Raw genomic sequence first — 12,226 nt, 5'->3', positions numbered from 1 at the left:
GCTTGGCACACAACGCCAAGGGCTTGAGGTTGGGTACCCTAACCTTAAAGCGAGCAAAAAAACAACAGTAAAACTGTGAGCTTACAACGAGCATTGTTTGTACAGGTATGCATAATTGCCACGCCCTGGTGACAATACCCATAGAATCAATACTGGGGTTAGTGATAGAATGCCGTGCTTAAAGACTAACCTAGGCTACCTTTGTGTAACGTCATGGTTAGCAGGATGTTGCGACGGTGCGCCCTCAGGCCACCATACAGTCGAAAGTCGTGTCTTTAACTGCGCAATAACAGAATTCTTTTTCCCGTTAATGTAGTGCAAGTGCGTATGATTACAATAAAAAAGGGTTTGGATATCCCCATTGCTGGGACTCCTGCTCAGGTGATAAATGATGGCCCAGCCGTCAAGAAAGTCGCCTTGCTTGGCGAAGAGTACGTTGGAATGCGCCCCACTATGCATGTGCGAGTGGGTGATGTGGTGAAAAAAGGCCAGGGCCTTTTCGAAGATAAGAAAAATCCTGGTGTTATATTTACTGCTCCCGCAGCCGGTAAAGTGGTTGAAGTCAACCGCGGTGCCAAACGTGTTCTTCAGTCTGTCGTCATTGAAGTCGATGGCAACGAGCAAGTGACATTCAACAAGTACGAAGCCTCGCAATTGGCCTCCATTGAGCGTCAAGCGGTGGTTGATCAATTGGTTGAGTCGGGTATGTGGACCGCGCTCCGTACACGTCCGTTCAGCCGTTCACCCGCTATTGATGCGGTGCCGGAAGCCATTTTTGTTAATGCGATGGACACTAATCCGCTCGCCGCGGATCCGAAAGTGATCATTGATGAGCAAAAAGAGGCCTTCATTGCAGGTCTTGATGTACTCTCCCGTTTAACTGACAAAAAAGTGTTTGTCTGTAAGGCGGATGTTGAGTTACCTACCAGTCAGCAACCTAACGTTGAACAACATGTCTTCGCTGGTCCTCACCCAGCAGGCTTAGTGGGCACCCATATCCACCACTTGCGCTCAGCAAGCATGGAGAAAAAGGTGTGGCATCTTAATTACCAAGATGTGATAGCGTTCGGCCACTTGTTCCTTACCGGTGAAATCAATACCGACCGAGTGGTCTCTTTGGCTGGTCCGATGGTTAACAAGCCACGCTTGGTGCGCACGCAGTTAGGCGCGAACCTTGATGAGCTGACTGAAGGCGAGCTAATGGCGGGTGAAAGCCGTGTTATCTCTGGCTCTGTGCTGTCGGGGACAAAAGCGTCTGGCCCACATGCTTATTTGGGTCGCTTCCACTTGCAAGTCTCTGTATTGCGCGAAGGCAATGAGAAAGAGCTGTTTGGTTGGTTGTCGCCAGGTAAAAACCGTTTCTCAGTGACGCGTGCTTACCTTGGCCACCTATTCAAAGGCCAACTTTTCAATTTGACCACCTCGACCAATGGCAGTGATCGTTCCATGGTACCAATCGGTAATTATGAGCGAGTAATGCCACTAGATATCGAGCCAACAATGCTGCTGCGTGATATCTGTGCTGGCGATACAGATAGCATGCAACAGCTGGGCGCGCTGGAGTTAGATCCTGAGGATTTGGCCCTTTGTACCTTTGTCTGTCCAGGCAAGTACGAATACGGACCAATGCTCCGCGAAAGCCTAGAAAAGATTGAGAAGGAAGGGTAACTGATGAGCCTTAAAAATTTTCTAGAGCAAATCGAGCCACACTTTGAGCCAGGCGGCAAACATGAAAAATGGTTTGCCCTGTACGAAGCGGTTGCCACCATTTTGTACACCCCGGGTATGGTGACCAAAGCCGGCGCGCACGTGCGTGACAGCATCGATTTGAAACGCATCATGATCATGGTGTGGTTTGCGGTGTTCCCCGCGATGTTCTGGGGCATGTATAACACAGGTAACCAAGCCATCATGGGATTGATGGACTTGTATTCTGGTGATCAACTGGCACAGGTGATCAGTGGTAACTGGCATTATTGGCTCACCGAGTCGATTGCGGGGCCGCTAACCGCCGCGGGGTGGGGAACCAAAACCATTCTAGGCGCCACCTACTTCCTGCCTATTTATGCCACCGTATTTATTGTAGGTGGTTTTTGGGAAGTCCTGTTCTGCATCGTGCGTAAGCATGAAGTCAACGAAGGTTTCTTCGTTACCTCGATTCTCTTTGCGCTGATCGTGCCGCCAACCTTGCCATTGTGGCAGGCTGCACTGGGTATTACCTTTGGTGTGGTGGTTGCAAAAGAAATCTTCGGGGGAACTGGGCGTAACTTCTTGAACCCGGCGCTTGCCGGACGCGCGTTCTTGTTCTTTGCTTATCCCGCGCAGATCTCTGGCGATTTGGTGTGGACAGCTGCAGACGGCTACTCAGGCGCAACGGCACTGAGCCAATGGTATTCAGGTGGTGAAGAAGCACTGCAACACAATGTCACTGGACAAACGATGTCTTGGATGGATGCCTTTATCGGTAATATCCCAGGCTCTATCGGTGAAGTGTCAACCTTGGCTATCTTGATTGGTGGTGCGGCCTTGGTGTACATGCGCATTGCCTCATGGCGCATCATCTTAGGTACCTTCTTGGGTATGGCCGTTGCGGCAACCCTGTTTAACCTGATTGGTTCCGACACTAACCCGATGTTTAGCATGCCTTTTTACTGGCACTTGGTACTAGGTGGCTTTGCATTCGGCATGATGTTTATGGCAACGGATCCCGTTTCAGCCGCGTTTACTAACAAAGCGAAGTGGTGGTACGGCGCATTGATCGGTGCCATGGCTGTGATCATTCGCGTGGTCAACCCAGCATACCCTGAAGGCATGATGCTGGCGATCCTGTTCGCTAACCTGTTTGCACCCTTGTTCGATAACTTGGTGATTCAGGGCAACATCAAACGGAGACTGGCTCGTAATGGCAAGTAGTAACGATAGTATTAAGAAAACGCTGATCGTTGTTATCGCGTTGAGCTTGGTGTGCTCAATCGTAGTATCCGGTGCAGCGGTAGCGCTACGTCCTTTGCAGCAGATGAACGCAAAGCTAGACGTACAAAAGAACATTCTTTCAGTCGCCGGCATTGAGGTGTCGGGCGGTAAGAGTGCGATCAACGATGCGTACAACAAGTACATTGAGCCGCGTCTAGTTAGCCTAGAAAAAGGCGACTTTGTTAGCGCTGATGCGGTGAATGTTGAGGAAGTCGCTGACTATGATCAGCGTGAAGCCGCCAAAGACCCTGAATTGTCAAGAAAACTGAGTGGTGAGGAAAACATTGCGGGTTTTGGCCGTCGTGCTGATATCGCAAAGATCTACTTAGTGAAAAACGACGCAGGTGATTTGCAACGTCTCATCTTGCCAGTTAAAGGCTCGGGTCTTTGGAGCATGATGTATGCGTTTGTTGCGGTCGAGCCCGATGGCAATACGGTGGCAGACATCGTCTATTATGAGCAAGGGGAAACCCCGGGCTTGGGTGGCGAAGTTGAAAACCCGAAATGGCGCGCGAAGTGGGATGGCAAAAAGCTGTTTAACGACCAAGGCGAGCCTGCTATCAAGGTGGTTAAAGGCGGTGCACCGAGTGATAGTGAACACGGTATTGATGCGCTATCGGGTGCAACCCTGACCAGTAACGGTGTGGAGAAACAATTTGATTTCTGGCTAGGTGATTTGGGCTTTGGTCCATTCCTAGCAAAAGTTCGTGAGGGAGGCCTGACCAATGGCTGAAGCGAAAGAACTGAAGAAAAATCTGCTATCGCCGGTGTTAGACAATAACCCGATTGCCCTTCAGGTTCTCGGTGTATGTTCGGCACTGGCGGTGACGACGCAGATGCAAACGGCCTTTGTTATGACCTTGGCGGTGATGTTCGTGACTGCCATGTCTAACTTGTTCGTATCGCTGATCCGCAATCACATTCCTAACAGTGTACGTATCATCGTGCAAATGGCGATCATCGCGTCATTGGTTATCGTGGTTGACCAGACACTCAAAGCCTTTGTCTACGATATTTCCAAGCAGCTATCGGTATTTGTTGGCCTTATCATTACCAACTGTATCGTGATGGGCCGCGCGGAAGCGTATGCGATGAAATCGTCGCCGCTGCCGTCATTTATCGATGGTTTGGGTAACGCACTAGGTTATGGTTTCGTTCTGATGACGGTTGCCTTCTTCCGCGAGCTTCTGGGCTCAGGCTCTGTCTTTGGCGTGTCTATCCTGCCTGTAGTCAGTGAAGGGGGTTGGTATCAGCCAAACGGCATGATGCTATTGGCCCCATCTGCATTCTTCCTAATCGGCTTTTTGATTTGGATTGTGCGTACCTTCAAACCAGAACAAGTTGAAGCGAAGGAGTAACAGCACATGGAACATTATTTGAGCCTGCTGGTGCGCTCAATCTTTATTGAGAACATGGCGCTGGCATTCTTCCTCGGCATGTGTACGTTCTTGGCGGTATCTAAGAAAGTCAAAACAGCGTTTGGCCTTGGTGTCGCCGTGGTGGTGGTATTGACTATCGCAGTACCGGTTAACAATTTGGTCTACAACCTGATCCTGCGTGAAGACGCGTTGGTGAAGGGGATCGATCTAAGCTTTCTAAACTTTGTGACCTTTATCGGTGTTATCGCCGCATTGGTCCAGATCTTGGAAATGGTATTAGACCGCTTCTTCCCGCCACTTTACAACGCGTTAGGTATCTTCCTGCCGTTGATCACGGTGAACTGCGCCATCTTTGGTGGCGTATCATTCATGGTACAGCGTGATTACAACTTCGCAGAGTCAGTCGTATATGGCTTCGGCTCTGGGGTGGGCTGGATGTTAGCCATCGTCGCCCTTGCGGGTATCCGTGAGAAAATGAAGTATTCAGACGTGCCGCCAGCACTGCGGGGATTGGGGATCACCTTTATCTCTGTTGGCCTGATGGCATTGGGCTTTATGTCTTTCTCTGGTGTGCAACTGTAAGCCGGGTAAACTGCGAGAAAAGGAATAGTCAATGGACATTATTCTTGGTGTAGTGATGTTTACTCTGATTGTGCTGGCATTGGTATTGGTGATCTTGTTCGCCAAATCCAAGCTGGTACCAACCGGAGACGTCACAATTGATATCAATGACGATCCTGAAAAAGCGATCGTTACTCAGCCAGGCGGTAAACTGCTTGGCGCACTGGCTGGTGCTGGTGTGTTTGTATCGTCTGCCTGTGGTGGCGGTGGTTCATGTGGTCAGTGCCGCGTGAAGATCAAAGAAGGTGGTGGTGATATTCTGCCGACCGAGCTTGACCACATCACCAAAGGTGAAGCACGTGAAGGTGAGCGTCTTTCATGTCAGGTTGCAGTCAAGCAAGACATGAAAATCGAGCTTCCCGAAGAAATCTTTGGGGTGAAAAAATGGGAATGTGAAGTTATCTCCAACGATAACAAAGCCACCTTCATCAAAGAGCTTAAACTACGTATCCCTGATGGTGAGTCGGTTCCCTTCCGAGCTGGCGGTTATATTCAAATTGAAGCGCCACCGCACCACATCAAATACTCAGACTTTGATATTCCAGAGGAATATCTTGAAGACTGGGAGAAGTTTAATCTTTTCCGCTATGAGTCGAAGGTGGATGAAGAGATCATCCGTGCGTACTCGATGGCAAACTACCCAGAAGAGGAAGGCATTATCATGCTGAACGTGCGTGTGGCAACGCCACCACCACGTAATCCTGATGTGCCACCAGGTCAGATGTCGTCCTATATTTGGTCACTCAAGCCAGGTGACAAGTGTACAATCTCTGGGCCATTCGGTGAGTTCTTTGCTAAAGACACCGATGCGGAGATGGTATTTGTGGGTGGTGGTGCCGGTATGGCGCCAATGCGCTCACACATCTTTGACCAGCTTAAGCGTCTGAACACCGATCGTAAGATCACCTTCTGGTATGGTGCGCGCTCTAAGCGAGAAATGTTCTATGTCGAAGACTTCGATATGCTCCAAGAGCAAAACGATAACTTCGAGTGGTATTGTGCGCTATCGGATCCACTTCCAGAGGATAACTGGGAAGGGGACACGGGCTTTATTCACAATGTCCTTTATGAAAACTACTTGAAAGATCATGAAGCGCCAGAAGATTGTGAATATTACATGTGTGGGCCGCCGATGATGAACGCCGCCGTGATTGGTTTGCTTAAAGACCTGGGTGTCGAAGACGAAAACATTCTTCTGGATGATTTCGGCGGGTAAACACCGACAGTCTGTCTTACCTCTTAATGGCTGGCCTATGGGTCAGCCATTTTACGTATGAAACTGATGTCGAAGGACACCACTATGAAGACGTTATGGTTACGCTGTGCATGGGTATTTGCGCTAGCTGTCGGATTGCTCGGTTGCGACCGTGCTCCTGAGCTGGTGCATCTGACCGGTGAGACCATGGGAACATACTACTCGGTGAAATATATCGCCACCGACAACGCGCCATCACAGGATGTGATTCAAGCTGAAATTGATAAGCGCTTGGAACGAGTCAACGATCAGATGTCGACGTATCGTACCGATTCTGAACTCAGCCAGTTCAATCAGCGGAAAGCGGATACACCAATGGACGTATCGCCAGCAACCGCGACCGTGGTGAAAGAAGCGATTCGGCTGAATGAGTTCACTCAAGGGGCGCTCGATGTCACTGTAGGCCCGTTGGTGAACTTATGGAGCTTTGGCCCCGAGAAACGCCCAGAGAATATTCCGAGCGACAAAGACATCGCCTCACGCATGGAAAGGATTGGGTTGGAGCATTTACAGGTTGAAGGCAACACCCTCACCAAAACCCATCCTGATCTGTATGTCGATTTGTCGACGATTGCCAAAGGGTATGGGGTAGATGTGGTCGCCAATTATCTCGCCACGCTTGGTCTCGATAATTATTTGGTTGAGATTGGCGGTGAGTTACAATTAAAGGGTGTCAACCAAGATCAAAACCCGTGGCGGATTGCCATCGAAAAACCCAGTGCTGGCGCGCAATCTGTGCAAGAGATCATTCAGCCCGGTGATATGGCCGTCGCTACGTCTGGCGATTACCGTAACTATTTTGAGCAAGATGGTGTACGTTATTCGCACATTATCGACCCCAAAACAGGACGACCCATTAATCATCACCTCGTGTCCGTCACTGTGCTTGATCCGTCTTGCATGACCGCTGATGGTTTAGCGACGGGCTTTATGGTGTTGGGGCCGGAAAAGGCCATGGCGCTGGCCAACCAAGCGGATATTCCCGCGTTTATGGTGGTCAAAACCGATGACGGGTTTACAGAAATGGCGTCAGAGGCCTTTAAACCGTACCTAAACCGTTAGTGCGTCACGCGCACTGGCGGCTACTATTACACGCATTAGGCGTGGAACTAGCGTTCAGCGTTATGTTGCTGAGCGTGACGACTAAAAGTAGGTGAGCAATTATGTCAGTTTTTCTTATCACCTTTGCTGTCTTTGTACTCGTCATTGCCGGCATGGCAATTGGTTACATCGTGCAGCAGAAAACGATCAGTGGTAGCTGTGGTGGCTTAGGGGCCGTCGGTATCGAAAAAGAGTGCGACTGCCCAGAGCCATGTGATGCGCGGAAAAAGCGAGAAGATCGCGCGGAAAAAACGCGTGAATGGAAGAAAAACCAAATCATCTAAAGAGAATGCCCACCGTGGTGACCGCCACGGTTGGGCTGTTAGCGACGCAGCATAATGACGAGCTCAAAAACCCGCCGAGCGAGCAAGAAAATTATCCATATCGACATGGACTGTTTTTATGCGGCCGTCGAAATGCGGGATAATCCTGCGTTACAAACCATTCCCTTAGCGATTGGTGGGTCTGCGGATGGGCGAGGTGTGATAGCGACCTGTAATTATCCGGCGCGCCGATTTGGGATCCGCTCGGCAATGGCGACCGCCCAAGCTCTTAAACTATGCCCTGGGTTAACCGTGATGCGCGGCGATATGGGCAAATACCGCCGAGTATCTCAGCAGCTTCATGCTATTTTTCATCGCTACACCGATCTCATCGAGCCGTTATCTTTGGATGAAGCTTACCTCGATGTCACCGACACTGTGTGTCTACAAAACTCTGCGACGCGGATAGCTCAAGCGATTCGGCGCGATATTTATCAAGAGCTTGGTCTCACCGCATCAGCCGGTGTAGCACCGGTGAAGTTTGTCGCTAAAGTCGCCTCTGACAAAAACAAACCGGATGGCATTTGTGTGGTGGGGCCTGAGCAGGTGGATGACTTTGTCCGTGACCTCCCTTTGCAGTCAATTCCTGGTGTGGGTCGAGTCACATTGACAAAACTACATGAATGGAACCTTTTTACTTGCGCAGATATCCAGGCCTGCGATCAAACCGATTTGATACAGCGGATGGGGAAATTTGGTGCCGTGCTATGGCAGCGGGCGCACGGTATTGACCCACGAGAGGTTGAAGTTGAGCGAGTTCGCAAATCCGTGGGCGTAGAGCGGACCCTCTCCGAGGATATTGACCAGCTCGAGGCCTGTCTACCCTGGATAGATCACCTCTATCAAGCGTTATTGGTTCGCTTAGAAAAAGCCGATGCTAGTGGCCGAATTTGTCGGCAGGGGATAAAAATCAAGTTCAATGATTTTCAAACCACCACGGTGGCGCATCGATGCGAGTCACTTGACCGCGCGTTGTTTGATACCTTGCTGCATGAGGCGTTTTATCGTGGCGAGGGACGACACATACGACTGATTGGGCTATCGGTGGGATTGGGGGACGATAATGCCCCCCAACTTAGCTTACTGGGTTAGGCTGATTTAGTGGGGATCGCCTTTAAAATCGCCTGCATTTGCTGCCAGTAATGGCCCACACTGTCGATATGCACTTTTTCATCGGGTGAATGTGGGAACTTGATGGTCGGGCCGAAGGAGATCATATCCATCGTTGGATACGGCTTCTTAAACAAGCCACATTCAAGGCCAGCATGAATCACCATAATGTCAGGCTTACGCTGATAAATACCTTCATAGGTGTCACGGAAAATATGCATGATTTGTGAGTCAGGATCGGGCTTCCAGCCTGGATATGCGCCTGAGAACTCGACCGTGACATTGGCGAGGCTTGCCAAAGATTGCAGCATCCCCTGCATCATTTCTCTGCCTGAATCGATTAACGAGCGGATCAGAAATAGCACAGTAATGCGATCCTCTTCGGTGTTGATAACCCCTAAATTCAGTGACGTTTCGACCACGCCCGGAACATCATCACTCATTCTGACAACGCCGTTTGGTGCGGCATTCAAGGCCGCCAATAAACGGGATTGCACGGCGCGTGTCAGCGGTGCAATGGGGTTATCACACGGCTCTAGAATGACAGTGACTTGCTGTTCAAGCTGGCCAAGTTCGTCTTTCATCAGCATGGCAAAATCATCGACAGCCGCCGCCAGCGCTTGCTGCTGGCCTTTAGGGATGGCGATATCGGCAAACGCCTCTCGCGGGATGGCATTACGCAAGGTGCCGCCCCGCAATGCGAGTAGGCGTGTATCCGTTTCTCCAAGATGATGACTGAGCAAACGGGCCAGTAATTTATTGGCATTGGCGCGTCCGGTGTGGATGTCGACTCCTGAGTGACCACCTTTTAGCCCTTTGATCCCCACGGTAAAGCGCGCAAGCCCCTCGTCGTTGATTTGTCGCTCAATCGGAAAATGCATGCTGGCATCGACGCCACCGGCACACCCCATATAGACTTCGCCTTCTTGCTCCGAATCCGTGTTGAGCAAAACGTCGCCTTCTAGCCATCCTGCTTCCAAGCCAAATGCGCCATCCATTCCGGCTTCTTCATTGGTGGTAAGTAGCACCTCTAGCGGGCCATGCTCAATGTCATCCGCATCTAGTACCGCAAGGCATGAAGCCATGCCAATGCCATTGTCCGCGCCTAATGTCGTGCCATCAGCGGTCACCCAGTCACCATCGACATAAGGACGAATAGGATCGCGAGTGAAATCGTGATCGGTATGCTCGTTTTTCTGCGGCACCATATCCAAGTGGGCTTGGAGTACGACCCCTTTACGGTTTTCCATTCCGGGCGTTGCCGGTTTACGAATAAATACGTTCCCCGTTTGATCCTGACGGACGTCTAGGCCGCGCCCTTTAGCCCAGTCGATAATAAATTGAGCAAGTTGCGACTCATGATAAGAGGGATGAGGAATAGCACAGATCTGGTCGAAGAATGCCCAAACGGGGCGGGGTGATAATTGGCTGATTTCAGACACGGTAGACTCCATTTTATTTTATCTATGGCCTTTTTCGTAGCAGGCCTCTCTGGAATGGAAAAACAAACCCAAGGATATCACTGTCTCTATGTCGACAACAGTCACGGAGAGAAACCACTTATGCCGGCATTACTAGGCGTTTTTATTGTAACTAAATTACACATATGAACTTTTTGTGACTATGGTCACCATTATACTTGTAAATAAATTACCATTGGGGTATTATCTAGACATTGGCAACCAAGCTTGCCAGTTGTTCATGGAGTGAACCCGAGTATTCGCCTCCAAGGAACCGAGATAAATGTGAACAACATTGGTTTAAACTTGAGAGAGGTTAAAAATGGAAGGCATGGTATCAAGCTACTACTGGAACCAGCAGTCAGTCTATACACAAGGTTTTACGTATCCGGCACCGTTCGGGTATAGCAAGTAAGTTTTACGATTCCCCCGCTCTTACAGAGACATTTCTGATCCAGAAGCAAACGCTTTAATTCTGGCGCCGCACAATGTGTGGCGTTTTTTTTGCCTGTTTGCTACCAAATAATGACGATTTTGACAGTTATCTGTTCGAGTCGGCGATATTTACCCTTGTTCCGGTCTTTTTACGCTGGAAATTTCCGCCATCGATCGGTAAGATTTGCGCCAAATTTTACCACGCAAACGTTTTCCTTTTGGTATCTAGCGATACACCACTTTTAGTTTGGGACATAACCGATGTTAGAGCGTTTATTTAAACTCAAGGCCCATGGCACAGATCTTCGCACGGAAGTGATTGCTGGGTTTACCACCTTCTTAACCATGGCGTACATCATATTCGTCAACCCATCGATTTTAGCCGAAACGGGCATGGACAAAGGCGCTGTCTTTGTCGCCACCTGTCTCGCTGCCGCAATTGGTTGTTTGGTGATGGGGATTGTTGCCAACTATCCGGTGGCGCAGGCGCCGGGGATGGGCTTGAATGCTTTCTTCACCTACACGGTGGTATTGCAAATGGGACACTCGTGGCAAGTTGCGCTAGCGGCGGTCTTTATCTCGGGCCTATGTTTTATCTTGCTGAGTGTATTGCGCGTGCGAGAGTGGATTATTAACTCCATTCCCATGTCATTGAGGACGGGGATCTCCGCTGGTATTGGTCTTTTCTTGGCACTGATTGCCTTACAAAATGCGGGGATTGTGGTTGATCATCCAGCCACCATGGTGGCACTGGGCGATGTGACCGCGTTCGCCCCCGCGATGGCGGCACTCGGGTTCTTCCTGACCATTGGCCTTGTGCATCGTGGTTTGAAAGGGGCGGTCATGATTGCGATTTTAGCGGTCACCGTGATTGGTGTGATTGCCGGAGATGTGGCTTATGGGGGCGTGATGTCAGCACCACCGAGCTTAGCACCGACGTTTATGCAGCTAGATTTTTCTGGCGCATTGGAAGTGGGGTTGGTGTCGATTGTGTTCGCATTTTTGTTTGTTGACCTTTTTGATACCGCAGGAACCTTAGTGGGTGTGGCACAGCGCGCGGAACTTCTCGACAAAGATGGTAAACTACCGCGTTTAAATCGTGCTTTACTGGCAGACAGTACCGCGACCTCCGTCGGGGCGCTTTTAGGCACGTCAAACACGACTTCTTACATTGAGAGTGTCTCCGGGGTCGCCGCGGGCGGGCGCACAGGCCTAACGGCGGTCGTTGTCGGCATCTTGTTTTTGCTCGCGCTCTTTTTTGCGCCGCTCGCAGGGATGGTGCCAGCTTATGCGACCGCCGGCGCATTGTTTTATGTGGCGATCTTGATGATGTCTGGCTTAGTCGGTATCAATTGGCGAGATCTCACAGAAGCGGCCCCTGTGGTGGTTGTCTGTTTGCTGATGCCGCTGACGTATTCGATTGCAAGCGGTATCGGGCTTGGCTTTATTGCGTTTTGTGCCGTAAAAACCTTTGCGGGCAAAGGGCGAGAAGTCCCTGTCAGTATTTGGATTTTGGCGGGGTTGTTCTTACTCAAGTTCGTTTTCTTGGTGTAAAACAGCTGCCCACAT

At 50.2% G+C, this 12,226-nt stretch carries 11 protein-coding genes; 10 read left to right on the top strand and 1 reads right to left on the bottom strand.

Translation table 11 applies throughout. From position 1 onward, the window contains the following. Positions 1–327: 327 nt before the first annotated feature. From BZG25_RS15885 to dinB, 9 genes are all read left to right on the top strand, one after another. Complete coding sequence (locus BZG25_RS15885; RefSeq protein WP_046073869.1) at positions 328–1,668, top strand: Na(+)-translocating NADH-quinone reductase subunit A; 1,341 nt, start codon at positions 328–330, stop codon at positions 1,666–1,668. A 3-nt stretch (positions 1,669–1,671) separates the two neighbouring features. Further along, positions 1,672–2,913, top strand: a complete 1,242-nt coding sequence (locus BZG25_RS15880) for an NADH:ubiquinone reductase (Na(+)-transporting) subunit B (protein ID WP_046073755.1) — start codon at positions 1,672–1,674, stop codon at positions 2,911–2,913. After that, positions 2,903–3,706 (top strand): Na(+)-translocating NADH-quinone reductase subunit C, encoded by an 804-nt coding sequence (locus tag BZG25_RS05130; RefSeq protein WP_077578617.1) that lies wholly within the window; start codon positions 2,903–2,905, stop codon positions 3,704–3,706. Before BZG25_RS15880 ends, BZG25_RS05130 begins: the two co-directional genes overlap by 11 nt. Beyond that, positions 3,699–4,331, top strand: coding sequence for an NADH:ubiquinone reductase (Na(+)-transporting) subunit D (locus BZG25_RS05125; RefSeq protein ID WP_046073753.1), 633 nt, complete (start codon positions 3,699–3,701; stop codon positions 4,329–4,331). The genes BZG25_RS05130 and BZG25_RS05125 overlap by 8 nt, the downstream gene beginning before the upstream one ends. Positions 4,332–4,337: 6 nt before the next feature. Beyond that, positions 4,338–4,934, top strand: coding sequence for an NADH:ubiquinone reductase (Na(+)-transporting) subunit E (nqrE, locus tag BZG25_RS05120; protein WP_046073752.1), 597 nt, complete (start codon positions 4,338–4,340; stop codon positions 4,932–4,934). 31 nt (positions 4,935–4,965) lie between these two features. Continuing rightward, positions 4,966–6,189, top strand: a complete 1,224-nt coding sequence (gene nqrF / locus BZG25_RS05115) for an NADH:ubiquinone reductase (Na(+)-transporting) subunit F (RefSeq protein WP_046073751.1) — start codon at positions 4,966–4,968, stop codon at positions 6,187–6,189. A gap of 84 nt (positions 6,190–6,273) precedes the next feature. Next, a complete protein-coding gene (locus BZG25_RS05110) occupies positions 6,274–7,290 on the top strand; it encodes an FAD:protein FMN transferase (protein WP_046073750.1) in 1,017 nt (338 codons plus the stop codon). 101 nt (positions 7,291–7,391) lie between these two features. Further along, complete coding sequence (nqrM, locus tag BZG25_RS05105) at positions 7,392–7,613, top strand: (Na+)-NQR maturation NqrM (RefSeq protein ID WP_046073749.1); 222 nt, start codon at positions 7,392–7,394, stop codon at positions 7,611–7,613. Positions 7,614–7,667: 54 nt separating this feature from the next. Beyond that, entirely contained in the window at positions 7,668–8,744 is a 1,077-nt protein-coding gene (gene dinB, locus BZG25_RS05100) for a DNA polymerase IV (RefSeq protein ID WP_077578616.1), read from the top strand. Here the strand turns inward: dinB and BZG25_RS05095 are convergent. Beyond that, positions 8,741–10,216: an aminoacyl-histidine dipeptidase gene (locus tag BZG25_RS05095; protein WP_197075731.1), complete on the bottom strand. Its 1,476-nt coding sequence runs from the start codon at positions 10,214–10,216 to the stop codon at positions 8,741–8,743. The genes dinB and BZG25_RS05095 overlap by 4 nt on opposite strands. Before the next feature lie 702 nt (positions 10,217–10,918). On the opposite strand from BZG25_RS05095, the gene BZG25_RS05090 reads away from it, so the two are divergent. After that, positions 10,919–12,211, top strand: a complete 1,293-nt coding sequence (locus BZG25_RS05090; protein WP_046073747.1) for an NCS2 family permease — start codon at positions 10,919–10,921, stop codon at positions 12,209–12,211. Positions 12,212–12,226: the final 15 nt, after the last annotated feature.

The organism is Salinivibrio sp. ML198, assembly GCF_001996015.1.
Taxonomy (GTDB): Bacteria; Pseudomonadota; Gammaproteobacteria; order Enterobacterales; family Vibrionaceae; genus Salinivibrio; species Salinivibrio siamensis.
This window is presented reverse-complemented; position numbering and strand designations above follow the sequence as displayed.

Excerpts from the sequence above, each read along its gene's own strand:
- BZG25_RS15885 (WP_046073869.1), top strand. The coding sequence starts at position 328 with ATGATTACAATAAAAAAGGGTTTGGATATCCCCATTGCTGGGACTCCT.
- BZG25_RS15880 (WP_046073755.1), top strand. The coding sequence starts at position 1,672 with ATGAGCCTTAAAAATTTTCTAGAGCAAATCGAGCCACACTTTGAGCCA.
- BZG25_RS05130 (WP_077578617.1), top strand. The coding sequence starts at position 2,903 with ATGGCAAGTAGTAACGATAGTATTAAGAAAACGCTGATCGTTGTTATC.
- BZG25_RS05125 (WP_046073753.1), top strand. The coding sequence starts at position 3,699 with ATGGCTGAAGCGAAAGAACTGAAGAAAAATCTGCTATCGCCGGTGTTA.
- nqrE (WP_046073752.1), top strand. The coding sequence starts at position 4,338 with ATGGAACATTATTTGAGCCTGCTGGTGCGCTCAATCTTTATTGAGAAC.
- nqrF (WP_046073751.1), top strand. The coding sequence starts at position 4,966 with ATGGACATTATTCTTGGTGTAGTGATGTTTACTCTGATTGTGCTGGCA.
- BZG25_RS05110 (WP_046073750.1), top strand. The coding sequence starts at position 6,274 with ATGAAGACGTTATGGTTACGCTGTGCATGGGTATTTGCGCTAGCTGTC.
- nqrM (WP_046073749.1), top strand. The coding sequence starts at position 7,392 with ATGTCAGTTTTTCTTATCACCTTTGCTGTCTTTGTACTCGTCATTGCC.
- dinB (WP_077578616.1), top strand. The coding sequence starts at position 7,668 with ATGACGAGCTCAAAAACCCGCCGAGCGAGCAAGAAAATTATCCATATC.
- BZG25_RS05095 (WP_197075731.1), bottom strand. The coding sequence starts at position 10,216 with ATGGAGTCTACCGTGTCTGAAATCAGCCAATTATCACCCCGCCCCGTT.
- BZG25_RS05090 (WP_046073747.1), top strand. The coding sequence starts at position 10,919 with ATGTTAGAGCGTTTATTTAAACTCAAGGCCCATGGCACAGATCTTCGC.